The 21,803-nt window shown below is 45.9% G+C and carries 17 protein-coding genes; 5 read left to right on the top strand and 12 right to left on the bottom strand.

The window, feature by feature from the left end; genetic code table 11:
• Positions 1 to 2: 2 nt before the first annotated feature.
• The 6 genes from ACZ1GZ_RS04970 to xylF form a co-directional block, all read right to left on the bottom strand.
• Positions 3 to 857 carry a D-amino-acid transaminase gene (locus ACZ1GZ_RS04970; protein WP_472667369.1) on the bottom strand — a complete coding sequence of 285 codons (855 nt, stop codon included), beginning with the start codon at positions 855 to 857 and terminating at the stop codon, positions 3 to 5.
• A 27-nt stretch (positions 858 to 884) separates the two neighbouring features.
• Positions 885 to 2,384, bottom strand: coding sequence for a hypothetical protein (locus tag ACZ1GZ_RS04965; protein WP_472667368.1), 1,500 nt, complete (start codon positions 2,382 to 2,384; stop codon positions 885 to 887).
• 159 nt (positions 2,385 to 2,543) lie between these two features.
• On the bottom strand, positions 2,544 to 5,057 hold the full coding sequence (locus tag ACZ1GZ_RS04960; protein WP_472667367.1) for a GcvT family protein: 2,514 nt from the start codon (positions 5,055 to 5,057) through the stop codon (positions 2,544 to 2,546).
• A 166-nt stretch (positions 5,058 to 5,223) separates the two neighbouring features.
• The gene (locus ACZ1GZ_RS04955; protein ID WP_472667366.1) at positions 5,224 to 6,024 is read right to left on the bottom strand and encodes an ATP-binding cassette domain-containing protein; all 801 of its coding nucleotides are present in this window, start codon (positions 6,022 to 6,024) and stop codon (positions 5,224 to 5,226) included.
• A gap of 14 nt (positions 6,025 to 6,038) precedes the next feature.
• A complete protein-coding gene (locus tag ACZ1GZ_RS04950) occupies positions 6,039 to 7,343 on the bottom strand; it encodes a sugar ABC transporter permease (protein ID WP_472668237.1) in 1,305 nt (434 codons plus the stop codon).
• 143 nt (positions 7,344 to 7,486) lie between these two features.
• A complete protein-coding gene (gene xylF, locus ACZ1GZ_RS04945; protein ID WP_472667365.1) occupies positions 7,487 to 8,524 on the bottom strand; it encodes a D-xylose ABC transporter substrate-binding protein in 1,038 nt (345 codons plus the stop codon).
• Positions 8,525 to 8,745: 221 nt separating this feature from the next.
• Between xylF and ACZ1GZ_RS04940 the strand changes: the two genes are divergently transcribed.
• The 4 genes from ACZ1GZ_RS04940 to ACZ1GZ_RS04925 are packed head-to-tail and all read left to right on the top strand — an operon-like array spanning position 8,746 to position 13,824.
• The gene (locus ACZ1GZ_RS04940; RefSeq protein ID WP_472667364.1) at positions 8,746 to 9,981 is read left to right on the top strand and encodes an ROK family transcriptional regulator; all 1,236 of its coding nucleotides are present in this window, start codon (positions 8,746 to 8,748) and stop codon (positions 9,979 to 9,981) included.
• Complete coding sequence (locus ACZ1GZ_RS04935; RefSeq protein WP_472667363.1) at positions 9,981 to 11,393, top strand: di-heme oxidoredictase family protein; 1,413 nt, start codon at positions 9,981 to 9,983, stop codon at positions 11,391 to 11,393. The genes ACZ1GZ_RS04940 and ACZ1GZ_RS04935 overlap by 1 nt, the downstream gene beginning before the upstream one ends.
• A gap of 8 nt (positions 11,394 to 11,401) precedes the next feature.
• Complete coding sequence (locus ACZ1GZ_RS04930) at positions 11,402 to 13,039, top strand: CRTAC1 family protein (RefSeq protein WP_472667362.1); 1,638 nt, start codon at positions 11,402 to 11,404, stop codon at positions 13,037 to 13,039.
• Complete coding sequence (locus ACZ1GZ_RS04925; protein WP_472667361.1) at positions 13,039 to 13,824, top strand: SDR family NAD(P)-dependent oxidoreductase; 786 nt, start codon at positions 13,039 to 13,041, stop codon at positions 13,822 to 13,824. Before ACZ1GZ_RS04930 ends, ACZ1GZ_RS04925 begins: the two co-directional genes overlap by 1 nt.
• A 96-nt stretch (positions 13,825 to 13,920) precedes the next feature.
• Here ACZ1GZ_RS04925 and acs read toward each other — a convergent pair whose 3' ends face one another.
• The 6 genes from acs to ACZ1GZ_RS04895 form a co-directional block, all read right to left on the bottom strand.
• Complete coding sequence (gene acs, locus ACZ1GZ_RS04920) at positions 13,921 to 15,861, bottom strand: acetate--CoA ligase (RefSeq protein ID WP_472667360.1); 1,941 nt, start codon at positions 15,859 to 15,861, stop codon at positions 13,921 to 13,923.
• Between the two features lie 77 nt (positions 15,862 to 15,938).
• A complete protein-coding gene (locus tag ACZ1GZ_RS04915; RefSeq protein ID WP_472667359.1) occupies positions 15,939 to 16,682 on the bottom strand; it encodes an ABC transporter ATP-binding protein in 744 nt (247 codons plus the stop codon).
• Positions 16,683 to 16,706: 24 nt separating this feature from the next.
• Entirely contained in the window at positions 16,707 to 17,462 is a 756-nt protein-coding gene (locus ACZ1GZ_RS04910) for an ABC transporter ATP-binding protein (protein WP_472667358.1), read from the bottom strand.
• A 16-nt stretch (positions 17,463 to 17,478) separates the two neighbouring features.
• Positions 17,479 to 18,684, bottom strand: coding sequence for a branched-chain amino acid ABC transporter permease (locus ACZ1GZ_RS04905; protein WP_472667357.1), 1,206 nt, complete (start codon positions 18,682 to 18,684; stop codon positions 17,479 to 17,481).
• Positions 18,685 to 18,686: 2 nt separating this feature from the next.
• The gene (locus ACZ1GZ_RS04900; protein WP_472667356.1) at positions 18,687 to 19,718 is read right to left on the bottom strand and encodes a branched-chain amino acid ABC transporter permease; all 1,032 of its coding nucleotides are present in this window, start codon (positions 19,716 to 19,718) and stop codon (positions 18,687 to 18,689) included.
• Between the two features lie 86 nt (positions 19,719 to 19,804).
• Positions 19,805 to 21,154, bottom strand: coding sequence for a substrate-binding protein (locus tag ACZ1GZ_RS04895; RefSeq protein WP_472667355.1), 1,350 nt, complete (start codon positions 21,152 to 21,154; stop codon positions 19,805 to 19,807).
• 222 nt (positions 21,155 to 21,376) lie between these two features.
• On the opposite strand from ACZ1GZ_RS04895, the gene ACZ1GZ_RS04890 reads away from it, so the two are divergent.
• Entirely contained in the window at positions 21,377 to 21,796 is a 420-nt protein-coding gene (locus tag ACZ1GZ_RS04890; protein WP_472667354.1) for a helix-turn-helix domain-containing protein, read from the top strand.
• The last annotated feature ends 7 nt before the right edge of the window (positions 21,797 to 21,803 follow it).

The following is a 21,803-nucleotide window of genomic DNA, read 5'->3' as shown; positions in this document are numbered from 1 at the left end:
AATTAGATTGCGCGCGCAATGCTCTCTTTTATGTAGAGTGCGCGCAATTTTTTTACATGCTCACCAACAACACCACCACCAACTTCATGACCGTCAATTTTTACGACCGGGAACATGAAAGTTGTTGCTGATGAAATGAACGCTTCTTTTGCTTGGTAGGCTTCTTCCTTGGTGAACTTGCGCTCTTCAATCTTCAATCCGCTCTCGTCTGCGTATTGCAAAATTGCAGCTCGTGTAATGCCAGGCAATATCTCATTTGATGTTGGTCGCGTGATGATCACATTGTCCTTGGTGATGATGAAAGCGTTGTTGGATGTACCTTCCATAACCACACCATCTTTGACAAACCAAGCATCATCCGCACCCTGTTTCTTGGCTTCCATTTTTGCCAGTGAAGGGTAGAGCAGCTGAACAGTTTTGATATCGCAACGACCCCAGCGCAAATCATCAATTGTGATCACAGAAATCCCAGTATCGACAGCTGAATTATTGATGATAGATTTTGGTTGGCAGAAGATGACAACACTTTGCGTTAGCTCATCATTGTTAAAAGCAAAATCTCGGTCAGCCACACCGCGTGAAATCTGAAAATACAAAAAACCTTCTTGCAAATTATTGCGCGCAACAACCTGACGGTTTAGTTCTAACAATTGCTCATAATCATAATTTAACGGCATATCGAGCGCTTTGCACGAGCGTTCCAAGCGCGCAATATGTGCTGGGAAATCAATCAGCTTACCATCGATCACCGCAATGCCTTCATAAACAGCATCCGCAAATAGAAACCCTCGATCAAAAACTGAAACCGTTGCTTCGTTTTCGGGTTTATACTCTCCATTTACATAGACAATGCGCATTGTTCATCCTTTAAGGCTTGATGCCAATTAATTTTGTACCTGAAAGCGAACATCATAAAGTTCGACCGACTTGCCACCACCTGTGATGTCGCTATTGATCGCAAGATAGGGCTGCGTTTCAAAAGCACCAACATTTGTCATATCAAGATCAATCAGAACATCCGTACGACCGCCACCGAGCTGGAAACGTCGACGGCCAATTTCGATACCACTTTTCAACAAACAACGAACATATACTTGTGTCGGTTCTGTGACCGAAACTGACAACGCCAATGCAAACTTTCTCGATGCGGCAGGTGCTAGCAATCGGCCGTTTAGCGGAATAAGGGCTTCACCAAACTCTCCAGGATTTACGGAAGTAATGCGAACGCCACCGGCATCATCATCGCCAATTGTTTCAACTAAAACTTCACCTCGACCACGGGCTTTATCGGCGTCCGCTGGGCTGAACACCTCGATCCAGTCTCCCACTTGTTCTTGTGATTCATTGAGCACTTTGGGAATGAAATCATCCTGCGCAACTTGCCCTTCAGCGGTGACTTCAGCGGGCCCACCATTTCGCCATTCAACAAATAGCTCGTAATATTCGCTTTCGACCAACAACCACGCGCCACCGATCAAAAAGATAATCAAAATCACAGAAACAATTGAACCGGCAATCGTATCAATTAAACTGCGCCCCCTGCGGCGATTATCCTTTTTCTTTTCGCGTTTTTCTTTGTGTTCGCGAAGGCGCTTTGCACGCTTTTCAGCACGCAATTCAGCTTTTAATTTCTTAGTGTCTGTTTTTGTTTGAGCACCTGTAACTTCAGGTCCAACCGCTGAATTATCGTTGTTTGTTTCTGCTCGATCTGGATGCGTTGCTGCATCTGGCCAGGCGACATTGGCACTACGCGCACTGCGCTGCGCAGGCTTGATCTCGGGCGCTGATGTTAAATCTACCGTTTCGTCCGCTGGGGTCTGCACATTCGGTGCATCATTAACCGGCGCGCTTGATTGGGTTACAACAGGTGGCACATCTTTGGCAACAGGTTCGGAACGTTGTGGGGTATCCACACTTGGCGCCGTTAAATCTTGCGGAGTGCTTTGCGGTTCAACAACCGGAAAATCGACAGATGATGGGGCTCTAGGCTTTGCTCGGCTCGCCTCAACACTTGGAACATCCGGAGTGATCACAGGTTCTGGTGCAACAGAAACTTCAGGCGGTGCTGAAGGTTCAGGGGCTGGCTGTGTTACGGGCGAAGCAACAGGTACTGGCGACTGGGGATGTGTTTGTGCTGGTTCAGGCGGTGTAGGCTCTGGCACAGGAGCAGGCGCAGGATTTTGATACTCGTTTTCAAGCCGCGAAACAATTTCAATTAATTGCTCACGCCGCTTAGCGACCATCTCTGGTTGGGTTTCGATATAGGGCGCTAAACTTCTCTCAAGGATCGTCTCAGTCGCTTTATATAGCTTAATCCTCGTGGCTTCATCCGGGCTGTCTAATTTGCCCAATGTATCCCGAAGTGTTTTTTCAATGCCTTGCAATCTATGCCCTTTACGCAACGTGCGGGGTTGAACATATCTGCGATTGATACACGCCAGTGTAATATATTACAATATATCACGTGGTTTGACCCCCAGACATATTCAAATCAGGGGTGCCAAATTGCATCAATCCGACTAGTTTAATGTTCCAACGACGTTTTAAGCGCGCAATGCAACGTTTTCTGGATCGAACGGACTTTCCTCAACAATCGTTGCTTTATGAAGTTTTCCAAGAATTTTGATCTCAAGCTGGGTTCCGATGGCAGACACATCTGGTTTGACCATTGCGAGCGCTAAAGATTTGCCAATCCGATAGCCATAAGCACCGTGTGTTGCACGACCAACAAGCGTGCCATCTTTATAGATCGCTTCGTTGCCGCGTGCGTCAGCATCCGTGACATCGTGAACTTCCATTGTGACAAAGTTCCAGTTCAAACCATCCTCTTTAGCTTTCACAAGAGCATCTTTGCCAAGGAAATCATCTTTGCTCAATTTCACAAATCGGTCGAGACCAGATTCATAAGCATTATACTCAATTGAGAGTTCGCGAGGGATCAAACGGTAGCTTTTTTCAACAGCCATAGCCGTCATTGCTCTAATACCAAATGGCTTGATACCAAATTCTTCACCAGCCTCCATAACAGCATCAAAAATGGCATTTTGCTGCTCGATCGGATGGTGCAGCTCCCAACCTAATTCACCGACAAAATTCACTCGCAACGCATTTGCTGTGGCGCGACCCACGGAGATTTTCTTCCCAGTCAACCATTTGAAATCATCATTGGACAAGCTGGTGCGTGTGAGTTTAGACAATACATCGCGCGCCTTTGGTCCTGCAAGTACCAACACACCATATCTTTCAGTGATTGGCGTGAGTTGAACCGAACCATCTTCCGGCACCAATTTGCCCAGAATATCGTGATCATGCGCCTCATATGCACCAGCCGAAACCAGATAGAAATGATCCGGCTTGAATTCAAAGACTGTGAATTCTGAACGGACACCGCCATATTTGGTGAGCAAATGACAAAGCGCAACACGGCCGCGTTTTTTAGGAATAGCATTGGCAAAAATATAGTTTAACCAATCACGCGCACCTTTGCCGCTGACTTCAATCTTGGCGAAGGCGGACATGTCCAAAAGGCCGACATTTTCGTTCACGTTTTTAACTTCATTGCCGACATGCTCGAAATAGTTTGAACGGCGGAATGACCATCTTTCAACAATGCGCCCATCATCTGTTGCAGGTGCATAATTGTGATCGGTTAAAACATCAGCACCAAGGTCTAACTCTTCCTTAGGCACTTCATAGCCTTCCGGCGCAAACCAGTTGGCGCGCTCCCAACCATAGACAGACCCGAACACCGCACCGCGGTCTTTCAAGCGATCATAAATTGGCGTGGTTTTCAGCGGACGCGCTGCAAAACGTTCCTCATCTGGGTAATGCGTTGTGAAGACATTGGCATAGGCTTCTTCGTTTTTCTCACGCAAATAACCTTCTGTCGCATAAGGACCAAATCGGCGTGGGTCTACACCCATCATATCAATGGTTGGTTCACCATCGACAATCCATTCTGCCAATTGCCATCCTGCACCACCGGCAGCTGTGATCCCAAATGAATGACCTTCATTGAGCCAGAAATTTTTCAAACCAGGTGCTGGGCCAATGATCGGTGAACCATCAGGTGTATACGCAATTGCGCCATTGTAAACTTTTTTGATGCCGACTTCACCAAAAGCAGGAACGCGTTCGATTGCTGTTTCGATATGCGGCATCAAGCGGTCGATATCTTCTTGGAAAAGCTCGTATTCACTTTCATCGCTTGGTCCATCGACATAACAGCATGGTGCACCTTTTTCGTAAGGTCCAAGCAGCAAGCCACCATTTTCTTCGCGCATATACCAGGAGCTATCTGACTCACGAAGTACACCCATTTCTGGCAGACCTTGTTCTTTGCGTGCAACAATGTCTGGATGCGGTTCGGTGACAATATATTGGTGCTCAACGGGGATAACAGGGACGTCAAGGCCGACCATTGCACCTGTTTTGCGCGCAAAGTTACCTGTACACGAAACTACATGGTCGCAAGTGATGTCGCCTTTGTCGGTTTTAACAACGAACTGACCGTTATCTAATTTTTCAATCGCGGTCACAGTTGTATATCTTTGGATCGTCGCGCCCAAATCGCGCGCGCCTTTTGCCAAGGCTTGGGTCAAATCTGCCGGTTGAATATAACCATCATCAGGATGCTGGATAGCGCCAAGCAGGCCTTCCGTCTCACATAAAGGCCAGATTTCTTTCACCTGTTCAGGCGTTAGAATATTGACCGGGATGCCAAGTGTTTCAGCAACACCCGCATAATACATATACTCATCCCAGCGGTCTTTGGTTTTGGCAAGGCGAATATTGCTGACATCAGAAAAACCAACATTAACACCGGTTTCTTCCTCCAGCTCACGATAAAATTTTACGGAATATTTATGGATCTGCCCGACAGAATAGCTCATATTGAAAAGTGGCAACAAACCAGCTGCGTGCCATGTTGAACCGGAGGTGAGTTCTTTTCGTTCAATCAGAATACAATCGGACCAACCTTTTTTCGCCAGATGATAAAGCGTTGATACACCAACCACTCCCCCGCCAATAACGACGACACGTGCTTTATTTTCCATAATAACTTTCCCGACACAGTTAACGATTGCCCGATCAAACTAGCAGATCAATTTTCAATTACCAGTTAGATTTGTAACCCATAAAACGCAAAAACTCTGCGACTTACGACACAAAATATGTCGCAAATTGCAAAGTTTCTGCAAACTGTCCCGGGAGGGGGAAAGTCTATTCTTTCATGGCCCCTGGTCCGGGGATTGCACCTTCAGGACATTTGCCCAAAATGATCATGCCAAGCACTTCATCTTTGGTCACATCTTCAGTTCTTGCATAACCGACAACTTGACCATTTTTCATCACGGCGACACGATCGGCGAGATCAAATACGTCATGAATGTCATGGCTGATGAGGAAGATACCAATGCCATCTTTCTTAAGCTGCTGGATCAATTGTCCAACCTGCTCAGTTTCTTGTGGCCCAAGTGCTGCAGTTGGCTCATCCATGATTAGGATTTTTGCGTTGAACAAAATTGCTCGCGCAATTGCCACTGACTGTCGTTGACCACCAGATAGCTTGCTAACAGGCTCTTTGAAACGTTGGAAGTTCGGGTTCAAGCGACCCATTACTTTCCGCGCCTCGGCTTCCATAGCCGCATCATCTAAGGTTCCAAAATTGGTTAGAATTTCGCGACCAAGATAAAGATTTGCCGCTGCATCAACATTATCGGCCACTGCCAATGTTTGATAAATCGTCTCAATGCCATACTTTTTAGCATCGCGCGGATTATTGATCACAGCTTCTTCGCCGTTTACAAAAATCTGCCCTTCATCACGCTTATATGCACCAGACAATATTTTGATCAAAGTCGATTTACCCGCACCGTTGTGACCCAAGATCGCAACGACTTCACCAGGGAACAGATCGACGTCAGCCTTATCAACAGCTTTGATGCCTCCAAACCCGATTGAAATATCTTTCATTTCGATCAGCGGCGTTTTTGAGGGCTTGTTTGAATTTTTATCAGTCATTATCCCAACTCCCCTTACTTCGCACGACGTCGGTAGATTGTGTCAATCCAGACCGCGAAGACAAGAACTCCGCCCACGACCATCTGCTGAATGGCCGTATCAAATCCGATCAAAATCATACCTGTTTGAAGTGATTGCATGACAACAGCGCCTAAGATAGCACCGTAAATGGTTCCGATACCGCCAGCAAAGGACGTACCGCCAATCACCGCTGCGGCAATAACATATAGCTCGTCCAACGTTCCCAACGCATTTGTTGCTGAGTTAAGACGCGCACTGGCGATGATCGCAGATAATCCACAAAGCGCACCCATGAGAGCAAAGATTTTAACGGTAATCCATTTTGTTTTAATGCCCGCAAGTTCAGCTGCTTCGGGATTACCACCAATAGCAAAAACATAACGGCCAAAACGTGTGCGGCTCATGAGGAATGTCATGCCCACGCCCACCGCAATCATAATGAGAACCGGAATGGCGAAGCCATGCGAGATGAAAATTTCTTCAACCGGGGTGGAGATGTTGTTTTCGGCTGCATAGCGGCGCACGATACCCTTAGGCCATGGATAAGCGTTCACAACCCAAGCAAAACCTAAAATCGCTGTACACGCTAATGCGCCCAAGAATGTTTCTGCCCACATAGGACGTAATGGAAAATTGAACTGTTTGCGTTTTTTACGTGCTTGCCAAAAGCTAAAGAGAACAAGCGCACATGCAAGCAAAGCAATAATCCAACTGCCTGTTGAACCGATCGCACCAAATGGTCCGCCACCAAGCTTGGCAAATGTGCGATCAACGGGTGAAATTGTTTCACCGCTCGCAAGCAACCAAGCTGCGCCGCGCCAAACAAGAAGCCCACCTAAGGTTACAATAAAGGCTGGGATTGCGAGATAAGCAATAAGATAGCCATGCAAAGCACCGATAATCGTACCAATCAAAATTCCTGCAATAGCTGTGATAATCCAGATGAGAGGATGCCCCAAACCTAAAATCTCAGGCAGAATCCAAACCTGAAGGATGGCCATACACATGGCTGAAAAACCTAGAATTGAACCAACCGACAGATCGATATGCCTGGTAACGATGACCAACACCATACCACATGCCATAACGCCAATTGACGATGTTTGAACTGATAAGTTCCAAAGATTTCGCGGCGTTAGAAACGCACCAAATCCGTTTGCAAACAGTCCGTATAAATGAAAGCCCACCCAAATTAATATGAGTGCTGCAATCATGCCCAGCAAACGCACGTCTAATTCAGTTGCACGAAGGAAACGCGTAAACCCGCTTTCGTTTTCAACTTTATTGGCGCGATGCATATTGTTATTATTGCTCACCGATGACTCCAATGAAAAACATGCCAACAACCCAGTATCGATTTACACGAACCAAGTTGTGGAAAGTTCAAATTGAATTCACACCGCATGATGAGCATGCGATGTGAATATGTTTTTTATATAGATTAACAGCCAGAAACGCCAGCCATTGCACCTTCACAAGCTTTGTCTTTCGCAATCCAGCCTGCGTCGATAACAACATTTAGGTTGTCTTTTGTTACTGGGATTGGCGCTAGGAATTGTGCTGTCATTTCAACGCCATTTGCGCCACCTGACCAGCTTACTGCACCTGGAATGTCACCCATTGCTTTACCATCAGCAAGCATTGCTGCAATGTTACCAGCTGCTTTGCCGAGCTCACGCGCGTCTTTCCAAACAGATACTGTTTGTGTACCGCGAGCAACACGGTTAAGCGCAGCATGGTCACCATCTTGACCAGATACAGGCACTGTACCGGCAAGACCTTGAGCCTCTAGAGCCGCAACAACACCACCAGCTGTACCATCGTTTGATGCCACAACAGCATCAACACCATTGTCGTTAGCTGTTAGGATTTGTTCCATGTTTCTTTGAGCATTGTCCGGCTTCCAGCCATCTGTGTAAGCTTCACCAACATTGGTGATTTTGCCTGCATCCATTGCTTCTTTTAGAACTTCCATTTGACCACCGAATAGGAAGTCAGCGTTCGGATCAGCTGAAGAACCCTTGATGAAAGCATAACGACCTTCAGGCTTAGCAGCCAAAACAGCACGTGCTTGCATGCGACCAACTTCAACATTGTCGAATGTTAGGTAGAATGAGCGGGCATCTTCGATCAAGCGGTCATAACCAACAACCGGAATACCTTCGTTTGCAGCACTATCAACAGCTGGACCAATCGCGCCAGAATCTTGTGCTAGGATAATAAGTGCGTCAGCACCTTGTGCAATCAAGCTTTCAACATCAGTCAATTGCTTAGCAGCAGATGCTTGTGCATCAGCAGAGATGTATCTGTCACCATTTGCTTCGATAGCAGCTTTCATTGCAGCTTCATCAGTCTTCCAGCGCTCTTCCTGGAAGTTTGACCAGGAAACACCGATTACTTTGTCTTTAGCGACAGCAACGCCTGAAGCGACAACAGATAGAGCTGCGCCAGCGAGCAACATAGTTGCGAATTTGTTCATTTGAATTCCTCCCAAATGATAAAATGGATGATGAGACGCGAAATACTTGGCCCCTCATTTCGTCGTTTAGACCGATCGAAAATTAATTTTCTCGACAGTCGAAAAAATGTTTGCCAAATTTTTTTATGCGAGTCAACTTATTTATTTCGAGACACGAGAAAATTGACAGAATCAGATTTTGCCTCTAAATAGTGGTTCAATTATAAAGGGTTAAACTTTCGATGTTGATGAAGGCGAGCACTGAGAATTTAAGAAAGCAGAACCGAGGCTTGATTTTATCAGCCCTGCGTAGGCTTGGCTCGGTCTCTCATACTGAACTATCGCAATGGACAAGTTTAAGCTCTGCAACTGTATCGACAATTACGACCGAGCTAGAAAAAGAGGGCATTCTTTTTCGCGATGAACAAACCCCTTCCTCCGGACGTGGACGCCCGCGGGTCAAATTTCGCCAGAACCCAAATTGTGCGTTTATTGCAATTGTGCGTATCACTTCAGAAATGGTGCAGTATTCATTGGTTGATTATGCCGGTACGTTGAAAGACCGCTTTGAAGAAAAACGCCCGCCTGCCGAAACTGATATTGATACATTCTCACAACGTCTTAAACACGATATCGAACGTTTGATTGAGCGTAATGAACTGCTTCCTGAACAAATTTTGACGGTGTCGATTACTACAAAGGGGCTGGTCGCATCCGGAAAACCTGAATTGTTGTGGTCACCGGTATTTGAAGACACATCACTTGATTTTGAGAAGGTTCTAAAACCAGTTCTTCCAGCACACATACGTTTAACAAATGACACACAATTTGCTGCGCAATCAATTGCAGAAAAGCGCGCCGCACAATTTGGTGGCTTCAGCAATCGAAAGCTCGCAACGCTTTCGCTAAGTCATTCCATTGGTTTGGGCATCGCAACAGAAGAGGCAAATGGTAGGATCAGTTCCTTTGCACCACCTTTTGGGCATATGATGCACGATCCCAATGGACCATTGTGTCGTTGTGGCGCCAATGGCTGCATTGAATCCATTGCCGGATTTTATGGGATTTTGCGGACAGCATTTGAAGTTGACGACAATGTAGTCCCGGCAAAATTTATTCCGCTTAAAGAAATTGAAAATATTGCCGTTCGCGCCCGCGATGGTGATCACCAATCTGAATATGCATTTCGTCGTGCAGGTGAAGCCCTTGGTATTGGCCTTGGCCGATTGCTTACATTATTGGGACCAATGCCAATTGCCATTACCGGTCATGGAACCTTGTTTTACGATCTCATGCAGACATCTATTCTCGAAGGTATTCAAAACACTTTGCAAGTCAGACGTAATAAAATGCCGGAGGTCAGCTTTTACACAGATGAAGGTGAGCTAATTTTCAATGGCAATGTGCAATCATGTTTGAGCGATCTTGATAGCAATATTATCTCCGAACAAAACGGTACAAAGTGGAAGTTTAACTAATGCGTAATTCACTTCTTGTCATGGGCTTGGTCTGCCTAAGCGTATCAAATAGCGTTGCACAGGATGCACTGCCTTGGGATGAAAAAACCGATGCAATTGGGCGAATTGGACAAATGCCAATTGGGTTTCTTGGGCAAAAAGAACTTGATGAATTGGTACAAGCTGGTGAAGAGCTTTTTGAGGCAAAGTTTAAGAAAACTGAAGGTGCTGGTCGCCCCATGGCAACGGCTGCTATTCTTCCGACAAAAGCACGGCGGGTATCCAAAACTGCATTTGCAAGAACGTCAGGGCCTGATGCCGCATCTTGCGGCGCCTGTCATAATGAACCCCTTTTAGGTGGCGCAGGTGACTTTGTTACCAATGTGTTTGTATCCGAAGGCTTTACCAATGCTGATTTTGATTCAATCAATCCGCAGTTTTCAAACGAGCGTGGCACCAATCATCTTTTTGGCGCGGGCCTCATTGAACTTTTAGCACGCGAAATTACGACTGAGCTGCATGATATCCGCCGTGATGCATTAAAAACCGCTCGGGCAAATAAATCCGCTACACGAGTGGAATTGGCCTCAAAAGGCATTTCCTATGGCTTTATCACAGCGCAACCTGACGGCGTTTTGCAGCTCGACGAAATCGATGGGATCGACACTGACCTTGTGGTACGTCCATTTTCGCAAAAAGGCGTCATGACGTCATTGCGGCAGTTCACAGTAAATGCATCAAACCATCATCATGGTATGCAGGCAATCGAGCGATTTGGTGCGCGATGGACGGGTGAAACTGATTTTGATGAAGATGGCATGAGTGCGGAGTTAAGTTCTGCGGATGTATCTGCACTTGTTGCCTGGCAAGCTACCTTGCGCCCTCCTGTGGTCACCAAACCTGAAAACGCTGAATGGCAGAGCGCTGCGGGTAAGGGACAGCAAGTTTTTGAACAAATTGGCTGTGCGCAGTGTCATATGCCCGCCTTGCCGCTAAACTCGCTTCAATTTGATGATCCGGGTCTTTTTGATGTGGCAGGCACTTTGCAAACCTATCAGGTTGAAGCACCCGCAACATATGATCTGGCCATGCTTGATTGGGCTCAATCCCTACCCCGTAATGCTGATGGCCAAGTAATGGTGCCATTGTTTGGTGATCTCAAACGCCACACAATGACGGATGGCGAAGTCGATGCATTCGGTAATGAGTTGATGTCGCAAAGATTTGTCGACCGAAATATTTTCATCACTGCAGAACTTTGGGGTGTGGCTTCAACGGCTCCCTATGGACACCGCAACGATATGTATGATCTTGATGAAGTCATCACCGCCCATGGCGGCGACGCGCGACAATCGCGGGATGCATATCTTGCGCTTGATGAGGATATCAAACAACAGCTCATCGCATTCTTGCGTACCCTTGAAATTAAATAGGTGTTGGCATGAAAAAATACCTCAAAATAGGCTCTGCCATCGCTTTGGTTTTTTCCATTGGACTATCGAGTGCACATGCGGATGATTTTCCATTTGATGTTCCTGCAATGGTCGAACAATCTGAAATGGCTGGTATACAGCACACATATGAGGGGCCTTGGGAATACTTCGTTGGCGGTGGTGCTGCGAGCTTTGATTGCAATGGCGATCGCATGCCGGATGTATTTTTAAGCGGCGGTAAAAGTGCTGCCAAGCTCTTCATCAACACATCATCAGCGGGTGGCAATTTATCTTTTACTGAGAAAGCTCTTGAGATCGGTCGCAGCAACACAAAGATACTTGGAGCCTATCCCATCAATATTGATAATGACGGGTACACAGATTTAGTTTTGTTGCGCTTAGGTGCCAACCAGATTTTAAAAGGCGGCCCAAATTGTAGCTTCACCAAAGCCAACAAAGAGTTTGCTGTTAAAGGTGGACGTGAATGGTCGACGGGCTTTGCCGCAATTTGGGAGAGTGACAATACTCTGCCAACAATGGCAATTGGCAATTATGTTGATAGAGACGCACCCGGAACGCCATGGGGGACATGTTCGCCCAATATGCTGCTTCGACCAAATGCGGATGGCACGTATTCAGAACCTCTCGCTTTAGAACCGGGCTATTGCTCACTTTCAATCCTGTTTACCGATTGGAACAAATCTGGCGAACCTGATCTTCGCATTACCAATGACCGTCAATATTATCGTGGTGGAGAAGAACAGCTTTGGCAGATAACGCCGAATGAAGCCCCGCGTGCCTACACTCAAAATGATGGCTGGGAAACGCTACAGATCTGGGGCATGGGGATTGCTGAAACAGACCTTAATGGCGACGGCTATCCTGAATATGCACTAACATCGATGGGTGATACAAAAATCCAATCTTTGGACGAAGAGGGTGACGAAGAGAGCCCGATTTATCGTGACATTGCATTTGAAAGCGGTGCGACTGCACATCGCCCCTACACAGGCGATGATCTTAAACCATCAACCGGATGGCATTCGCAATTTGTTGATTTCAACAATGACACACATAAGGATTTGTATATTGCCAAAGGTAATGTCGAAGCGATGAGCGATTTTGCAAGTTACGATCCAGATAACATGTTGCTTGGCGGCTTGGAAAACAAATTCACCGAGAAGGGTGATGAAGCTGGCATTGCACTTAATACTGCAGGTCGTGGTGCAGTGATTGAAGATTTTAATGCTGACGGCATGTTGGATATGCTCGTCGTTAACCGCAAAACTAACGTCAATTTGTTTTTAAATGAAGGTGCTAAAACCGATTGGGGTCATCGCCCAATGGGCAACTGGATTAAAATTGAATTGGACAATGGCGCGGTGAACACCGATGCAATCGGTGCAAAAATCTCGGTTAAAACGGGTAACCTTACACAAAATAAGACTGTTCAAATTGGCGGCGGACATGCATCTGGCCAATTGGGTTTTAACCACTTTGGATTAGGCGTTGCCGAGCGCGCGACTATCCGCATACAATGGCCAAATGGCGATTGGAGCCATCCATATAAAGTATTTGCCAATAATCATGTTATCATCAAACGCGATAACCCAAGTGCAAATTACTGGTACCCTGCGGAGGATTGATGTCTGAAAATTCAAGAATGCCAAGTGCGATTTTCCCGGACTTAAAAGGCAAATCTGTTTTTATCACCGGCGGTGGTTCGGGCATTGGGGCTTTGTTAACTGAAGGTTTTTTAGCCCAGGGTGCTCATGTGAGCTTTGTGCAGCGGAGTGACGCGACGAACTTTTGTGAGGAGATGGAAGCCAAATACGGCGAACGACCGCTTTTTATAAAGTGCGATGTCATCGATATTCCTGCACTTGAGAATGCTATGGATCAGGCAAAAGAGACTTTTGGCGCAATAAGCATATTGGTCAATAATGCAGCCTCTGATGTTCGGCACAAACTCGAAACAACCAGTGTTGACGATTTTGATAAAGGCATTGATATCAATCTACGGCCGCATTTCTTTACAGCAAAACACGTAGCTAAGGATATGACCGCACTTGGTGGTGGATCGATTATCAACTTCTCATCCATCGCGCATCATTTGGGTAGTGATCAATATCCGGTTTATATTACCGCAAAAGCCGGGATTGCTGGTTTAACGCGAGCGCTTGCAGACACATTGGGTAAAGATAATATTCGTGTAAATTCAATTTTGCCCGGTTGGGTATTTACCCAACGGCAACTGGATCTTTGGGCAACCGAAGAAGGTGTTGCAAAACACCTTGAAACACAGTCCATTCCGACAAAACTCGTCTCAGAAGATATGCTTGGTATTGTATTATTCTTAGCATCAGATGCGTCTCGTATGCTCACGCGACAATCGATTGCTGTTGATGGTGGTGTTATCGGCCTAGGTTAGAATAGGACCTGGGTTAGAATACAAACCATCACAAAAAAGGGCCGATCTTTTCAGACCGGCCCATTAGGTTGGCGCCTAATATTTCTTCAAAATAGCTTACCGGTTCATCCGGTTATAAATCAGATTGTCGACAACTGATGGATCGGCAAGCGTCGATGTATCGCCCAATGCACCAAAATCATCTTCAGCTATTTTGCGCAAAATACGACGCATGATTTTACCTGAACGTGTTTTCGGCAGGCCTGGTGCCCACTGAATAAGGTCTGGTGAAGCAATTGGGCCAATTTCTTTACGAACCCAGTTGCGCAGTTCAACACGTAGATCATCTGATGGCTCTTCACCTGCATTTAATGTCACATAGCAGTAAATGCCTTGGCCTTTAACATCGTGAGGATAGCCCACAACCGCGGATTCAGAAACTTTTGGATGCGCAACAAGAGCGCTCTCGACTTCAGCCGTTCCCATACGGTGACCAGAAACATTGATCACGTCATCCACGCGACCTGTGATCCAATAATAGCCATCTGCATCGCGACGACAGCCGTCACCTGTGAAGTAGTACCCTTTATAGTCTGAGAAATAGGTCTGAACAAAACGCTCATGATCACCATAAACAGTGCGCATTTGCCCCGGCCAGCTATCCTTAATGCATAGCACGCCTTCTGCTGCGGTTTCATTGATCTCAGCACCAGTTGTTGGCTCTAACAGGACAGGCTGCACACCAAAGAATGGTGTGGTTGCCGAACCTGGTTTTGCAGCTGTTGCACCCGGCAGCGGCGTGATCATATGACCACCAGTTTCGGTTTGCCACCAAGTGTCTACAATTGGACAATTGCCTTTGCCAACCACCTCATTATACCAATTCCAAGCCTCTGGGTTGATCGGCTCACCCACAGTGCCAAGCACTTTTAATGATGAAAGATCACACTTTTCAACTGGCTCTTTACCTTGTGCCATCAACGCACGGATCGCCGTTGGTGCTGTGTAGAACTGGTTGACTTTATGTTTTTCGCACACTTGCCAGAAACGCGATGCATCGGGGTATGTTGGAACACCCTCAAACATCAATGTAACGGCGCCATTGGCAAGCGGGCCATATACGATATAGCTGTGACCAGTAACCCAACCGACATCGGCAGTACACCAGTAGATATCACCATCGTGATAATCAAACACATATTCATGCGTCATCGCAGCATAAGTTAGATATCCGCCTGATGTGTGAAGCACGCCTTTTGGCTTACCGGTTGACCCGGATGTATAAAGAATAAACAGTGGATCTTCTGCATTCATCGGCTCGACCGGGCAGTCTGCCGAAACGCTTGCGACGAGCTCACCATAATCGTGGTCACGGCCAGCTTTATTACCTGGGCCACCACCTGTACGCTTAACCACAATAGTTGTTACATCACCGGAAATTTCCAGCGCTGCATCGACGTTTTTCTTCAGCGGAATGTTTTTACCACCGCGCGGGCCTTCATCAGCTGTCACCAGCAGTTTAGCGCCGCAATCGGTCACACGACTTGCCAGAGCATCGGGTGAGAAACCGCCAAAGACGATGGAATGAACAGCACCAATACGCGCGCAAGCAAGCATTGCATATGCAGCTTCCGGGATCATTGGCATATAAAGGATTACGCGGTCACCTTTTCCAACACCCAATGACTTATAAGCATTTGCAAGGCGCGATACATGCTCATGCAATTGATTATAGGTGATGTGCTCAGAAACCGTTGGATCATCACCTTCCCAGATGATGGCAGTTTGGTCGCCCCGTGTTTCCAAATGACGGTCTACGCAGTTGGCGCATACGTTTAAAACACCATCTTCAAACCATTTGATGGAGACATTGTCATAGGCAAAGCTTGTATTTTTTACAATCGAATAGGGTTTAATCCAATCTAGCCGTTTGCCGACCTCACCCCAAAATTTATCCGGATCTGAGACAGATGATGCATACATTTCATCATATTTTGCTTTGGAAATATGTGCCGAATTTGCAAAATCATCAGCGGGTGGAAAAATTGGATCGCTCATAGCGTTCTCCCTGCACTATTGGTCATGTATCAATATTTAAAAAGCCCCACCACATTATGATGGGGCTTTGTAAGCCTCTAAATGGCTAGATATTCGTGACGAAGTTCTTCGTTATCGAGCACTTCTTTCGCTGTTCCATCAAACACAACTTTACCTGTGTCCAAGATCACAGCGCGATCGGCAAGGTTCAGCGCAGCAACAGCATTTTGCTCAACAATAATGGTTGTAATGCCTTGTTCACGGATGAGATGAAGTGTCTTTTCAATTTCTTGAACGATCACAGGCGCAAGCCCCTCATAAGGCTCATCCAACAATAGCAATTTGATATCGCGCGCCAAAGCACGACCGATTGCCAACATTTGTTGCTCACCACCAGAGAGCGTTGTACCCTCTTGTTTTGCACGCTCACCAAGTCGCGGGAATAGTTCATAAATGCGTTCGATTGACCAGCCAATTGGCTTTTCAATCTGCGCAAGTTGAAGGTTTTCTTCGACAGTGAGGCCTTGGATAATCCGACGATCTTCCGGTACAAGCCCAATGCCTGCTTGCGATGCTTCATGGGCCTTCATCAAATGAAGTGGTTGGTGATCAAGCCAAATTTCGCCATGAGTGACCATTGGATCTGCAAGTCTTGCTAAGGCACGAAGCGTTGATGTTTTACCTGCACCGTTACGACCCAAAAGCGCTAGAATTTCGCCTTCATGAACATTAAGGCTTACCCCTTGAACGATGTAGCTTTCACCGTAATAGGCTTTTATATCCCAAGCTGAAAAATAAGCTGGGGCATTTTTAGCATGATTAGCATTCATATTTTCTGACATAATATATACTCAGCTTATTTCTAATTAATGTGCACCACCCAAATAGGCTTCTTGAACCTTTGGGTGACCTTTAATGTTTTCAGGCATGTCTTCCACAATCACAGTCCCTTGCGCCAGCACTGATATTTTTTGCGCTAACGAGAATACAACATGCATATCATGCTCAATGACGACCATGGTGATATGACGCTTTTCCTGAATTTCTGCCAAGAGCGCGATAGTGTTGTTGGTATCGGCACGTGCCATACCAGCAGTCGGCTCATCCAAAAGCAACAATTTTGGATCCTGCGACAAACACATAGCCATTTCCAAACGTCGCTTATCACCACGTGACATGGATGATGCAATCATGTCGCGTTTATCGATCATGTCCACATCGATCAGCATCTGTTCGGCTTTTTCTAAGATGTCTTTCTCTTTATTCACTGCGTTAATTGCATTGAGTGAATAAGAACCATCCCGCTTTGCAAAACATGGGATCATCACATTTTCCAAGACCGAAAGATCTGAGAAAATTTCCGGCGTTTGGAACACGCGAGACACACCTGTTTGGTTAATCTCGTGTGGTTTCTTTCCCAAAAGCGACTGACCATCAAAGGTAACCGCACCTGTGTCTGGAATTAAGCGGCCAACAAAGCAGTTGAGCAATGTTGATTTACCCGCACCGTTCGGTCCGATGATCGCGTGGATCATGCCTTCTTCAACATTAAGGTTCACGTTGGTCAGAGCTTTCAAACCACCGAAGCTTTTGTTGACATTTTGGACTTCTAAAATACCCATAATGAACTCCTAAATGTTATTCAGCAGGCGCAGCTGAAGCGCTGCCTGAAGCTGAATCTGAACCATCTTTTTTGTTTTTAAACAAGCCTGCCAATTTTTGTCCGCCTTGCACCAGTCCACCTGGCAAGAAGATAACAACAAGCATGAACAAGATACCTAGTGTGAGATGCCAACCTTTACCAATGAACGGGTAAACAATGGCAACGAAGAAATCGCTGATGCCATCTGGCAAAACTGAGAACCAAGTTTCAAGAATACTCGCGTTGATTTTTGATACGATATTTTCAAAGTACTTAATGAAACCAGCACCAAGTACCGGACCAATTAAGGTACCTGCACCACCTAAGATGGTCATCAACACCACCTCACCCGAGGCTGTCCAGAACATACGTTCTGCACCTGCTTGTGTATCCATCGCAACAAGCAAACCACCTGCAAGACCGGCATACATGCCTGAGATTACAAAGGCTGCCAATGTGTACGGCTTTGATTCAATCCCTGTATAGTTCAAACGTTGCTGGTTAGATTTTACCGCACGCAACATTAGACCAAATGGCGATCTAAAAATGCGAATGGAAAGATAAAATGCAGCAACCATACAAACAGCAGCGATGTAATAGCCAACATTAAATGTGAAGATCCAGCCACCGATTACCAGCTCATAACTATCATTCATGAACATGCCAAACAGATTTGCGCGTGGTGTTACACCCTCTTCAAGAGCTGCATCTAATATACGCGGATCGCCAACTTTAGGCTGAAGACCAGTTTCACCACCGGTAATCGGTGTGAGCACTGAGTAAGCCAAAGCGTATGACATTTGCGCAAATGCAAGTGTTAGAATTGAGAAGTAAATCCCTGAACGTCTGAGCGAAATCCAGCCGACGAGCAGCGAGAAAGCACCAGCGACAATCACGGAGACCACGATTGCAGGAATAACATTAAGCGTGAGCAACTTAATCATCCAGACGCCAGCATATGAACCCACACCCAAAAAGGCTGCATGTCCGAAGCTGAGGTAACCTGTCAGACCGAACAAGATATTAAATCCGATCGCAAAGATGCCGAAGATTACTAGACGCTGCATAAGATCAGGATAACCAGCGTTAAACTGAGCCATTACAGAATTCTCTGGAAATGGATTTAGAATGAATGGCGCAAACAATGTAAGCGCAATGACAATAAGTAACAGAACTGAATCTGATTTTCTAAGTCCGAACATGATTATTCCTCCATCACGCCGGCTTTACCCATTAGACCGCGTGGTCGTGTGAGAAGCACAATGATAGCAACTAAGTAAATGATAATTTGGTTGATGCCTGGAAGCGTTTCCAAAACAACTGTCATGGAAGCGAAACTCTCCAAAATACCCAGCAAGAAGCCTGCGAGCACAGCACCGGATAATGAACCCATACCGCCAACCACAACAACCACGAAGCTTAGGACCAAGAAGTCCATGCCCATATGATAGTTCGGTGAGTTAATCGGCGTGTACATGACACCTGCAAGACCCGCAACGGCTGCTGCCAGACCAAACATGATTGTGAAGCGTTTGTCGATATTGATCCCCAAAAGGCCAACTGTTTCGCGGTCCGCCATCCCAGCGCGCACGACCATACCAAAGGTCGTGAACTGCAGGAATGCAAACACGCCACCGATGATCACCGCGGCAAATGAGAAATATACCAATCGCCAATAAGGATAGATGATTGAATTGGCTTCAAACCCGAGCATAGCACCAAAATCCAAAGACCCTTTAAAGACTTCAGGTGCTGGTGTTGGAATTGGGTTCGCGCCATAAAAATATTTGATGACTTCCTGCATCACGATTGCCAAGCCAAATGTCACAAGAATTTGGTCCGCATGTGGACGCTTATAGAAGTGTTTGATCAATCCGCGTTCCATAATGAAGCCAATCAGAACCATCACTGGTATCGCAAACAATATGGATAAGGGCACGGCCCAATCAATGATCACATTACCTGCGGCTTCACCGACGAAATCATAGATATATGGGACTTCCACTTTGAGCGGATTGCCCAAGAAATCTTTCTTAGTCGCATCGATAACAACGTGGCTAAGTGTTAAAATTTTGCTGAGCGTTACCGCACAAAACGCCCCGATCATGAAGAGCGCACCATGGGCAAAATTCACGACACCGAGTGTACCAAAGATCAATGTCAGGCCCAGAGCGATCAACGCATAAGCGGATCCTTTGTCTAAGCCATTAAGTATCTGCAGGACTATAGCTTCCATAGCATCACCTTAAAAGTAATTATCGATTTAAGTATTTTTAGTAAAAGAAAAGGGGCACAGATTGCCCCTTTTCAATTGGCGAATAATTATGCGCCTGGGTTACAGTCACCCAATGTTGCTTCTGGTCCGCCCATTTGTGCAATATTTGCATCATATGTAACTTGCTCAACAGGAGTAACTTCCACAACTTCAAGAATATCGAATTCTGATGTTGGGTTTTCTTTACCCTTCACAACCAATACATCTTTAAAGCACTGGTGATCTTCTGCGCGGTAAAGTGTTTTACCGTTACCTAGACCATCGAACTCGAAGCCTTCAAGTGCTTCAACGATACCGCATGGGTTAAATGTACCAGCACGCTCAGCAGCATCAGCATATAGCAATGTCTGACAGTATGTTGTGTGCGCAGCCTGTGATGGCGGGAAGCCATATTTTTCACCGAAGGACTTAACAAAGGCTTTTGAACCTTCGTCCTGTAGTGACCAGTGCCAGTTTGTTGAACCGAAGATGCCTTTAACGTTTTCACCAGCACCGCGAGCCATTAGGCGAGAATATAGCGGAACGATGATTTCGAAGTTCTTACCGTTAACAAGCTTGTCACGTAGACCGAACTGAACAGCGTTTGTCAGTGAGTTGATCATGTTACCACCGTAGTGGTTAAGAACAAGAACGTCAGCATCTGACTGAAGAACAGGAGCGATGTATGAAGAGAAGTCAGTTTGTGTAAGTGGTGTTTTCACCGCATTCACTGTTTCCCAACCCATGGCTTCTGTTGATTCACGAACAGCTTCTTCTGTTGTGTAACCCCAGTTATAGTCAGCTGTTAGGTGATATGCTTTACGATCTTTACCGTAAGCATTTGCAAGCACTGGAGCCAAAGCAGCACCAGACATGTATGAGTTAAAGAAGTGACGGAAGCCGTTAGCTTTCTTATCTTTACCAGTTGTATCGTTTGAGTGTGTCAAACCAGCCATGAAGATCACGCCAGCTTCCTGACATAGAGCCTGCACAGCTACAGCAACACCTGATGAAGAACCACCAGTAATCATGATCGCACCATCTTTTTCGATCATAGATTTCGCAGACGCACGTGCCGCATCAGCTTTAGTTTGAGTATCACCTGTTACATACTCAACTTTTTTGCCAAGGATACCATTACCTTTTAAAGACTTTGATGAAAATGTATTCATCATACCGCCATCGCCACCACCGTTTAGGTGCTCAACAGCTAGTTCGTAAGCGCGAAGCTCATCTGCACCTTCATCAGCGTAAGGACCTGATTGTGGAACGTTGAAGCCCAATGTTACAGTCGAACCAGTTGGCTCATTCATGTAAGCGCTGGCAGAACCTGTAAAGATTGTTGGCATAGCAAGACCGGCACCGGCAACGGCACCTGTTCTTAGTAGACCACGTCGTGTTGGTTTAATTATTGACATTAAATTCCTCCTAAAAAGACTAAGGCCAAGTCCTTCCTCCAAAGGCTTTGGCATGTCATGCGATGATTTCGCATAACCAAGAATGCGTCATTTTTGTGAAAAGATCAATAAACTATTGTGTTTAAACGATTTTTTTGTGTAAAATAGCAATATAAGATTTCTGTTTTTGTAAATTTTTTTACTAAACTTTGATATGTTACGAAAAACGTTGGGAAAAATTAAATGGTTCGCTCACTTATCGGGACTCGCATTCGAGAAAGAAGGCGCGCAAAAAAGCTTAGCCAAACCATGTTGGCAGAAAAAGCGGGCATATCCACTTCATATATGAATTTAATTGAGCACAACCATCGCGCTATTGCTGGGCGAACTTTATTGTCTATTGCGGAGAGTCTTGAAGTAGATCCTAAAGTCTTAACCGAAGGTGCTGATCATTTGATGCTGACACAATTGCAGGAGGCCGCAAATCTCATAAGTGAGAAAACGGTTGAGCTTAATCGGCTTGAAGAATTTGTAGGCAGATATCCAGGCTGGTCCAATTTATGTGCAAAGCTTTATGAGAATATTCAACAACAGGAACAACGCCTCCAAGCTTTGTCAGACAGGTTGGGGCATGATCCTTTTTCTCTGAAGCTATGCACTTAATGCTCTC

The organism is Lentilitoribacter sp. JB5-8 (assembly GCF_055693385.1).
This window is presented reverse-complemented; position numbering and strand designations above follow the sequence as displayed.

Coding starts and splice junctions, on each gene's coding strand:
- ACZ1GZ_RS04970 (WP_472667369.1), bottom strand. CDS start 857: ATGCGCATTGTCTATGTAAATGGAGAGTATAAACCCGAAAACGAAGCA.
- ACZ1GZ_RS04960 (WP_472667367.1), bottom strand. CDS start 5,057: ATGGAAAATAAAGCACGTGTCGTCGTTATTGGCGGGGGAGTGGTTGGT.
- ACZ1GZ_RS04955 (WP_472667366.1), bottom strand. CDS start 6,024: ATGACTGATAAAAATTCAAACAAGCCCTCAAAAACGCCGCTGATCGAA.
- ACZ1GZ_RS04950 (WP_472668237.1), bottom strand. CDS start 7,343: ATGCATCGCGCCAATAAAGTTGAAAACGAAAGCGGGTTTACGCGTTTC.
- xylF (WP_472667365.1), bottom strand. CDS start 8,524: ATGAACAAATTCGCAACTATGTTGCTCGCTGGCGCAGCTCTATCTGTT.
- ACZ1GZ_RS04940 (WP_472667364.1), top strand. CDS start 8,746: ATGTTGATGAAGGCGAGCACTGAGAATTTAAGAAAGCAGAACCGAGGC.
- ACZ1GZ_RS04935 (WP_472667363.1), top strand. CDS start 9,981: ATGCGTAATTCACTTCTTGTCATGGGCTTGGTCTGCCTAAGCGTATCA.
- ACZ1GZ_RS04930 (WP_472667362.1), top strand. CDS start 11,402: ATGAAAAAATACCTCAAAATAGGCTCTGCCATCGCTTTGGTTTTTTCC.
- ACZ1GZ_RS04925 (WP_472667361.1), top strand. CDS start 13,039: ATGTCTGAAAATTCAAGAATGCCAAGTGCGATTTTCCCGGACTTAAAA.
- acs (WP_472667360.1), bottom strand. CDS start 15,861: ATGAGCGATCCAATTTTTCCACCCGCTGATGATTTTGCAAATTCGGCA.
- ACZ1GZ_RS04915 (WP_472667359.1), bottom strand. CDS start 16,682: ATGTCAGAAAATATGAATGCTAATCATGCTAAAAATGCCCCAGCTTAT.
- ACZ1GZ_RS04910 (WP_472667358.1), bottom strand. CDS start 17,462: ATGGGTATTTTAGAAGTCCAAAATGTCAACAAAAGCTTCGGTGGTTTG.
- ACZ1GZ_RS04905 (WP_472667357.1), bottom strand. CDS start 18,684: ATGTTCGGACTTAGAAAATCAGATTCAGTTCTGTTACTTATTGTCATT.
- ACZ1GZ_RS04900 (WP_472667356.1), bottom strand. CDS start 19,718: ATGGAAGCTATAGTCCTGCAGATACTTAATGGCTTAGACAAAGGATCC.
- ACZ1GZ_RS04895 (WP_472667355.1), bottom strand. CDS start 21,154: ATGTCAATAATTAAACCAACACGACGTGGTCTACTAAGAACAGGTGCC.
- ACZ1GZ_RS04890 (WP_472667354.1), top strand. CDS start 21,377: ATGGTTCGCTCACTTATCGGGACTCGCATTCGAGAAAGAAGGCGCGCA.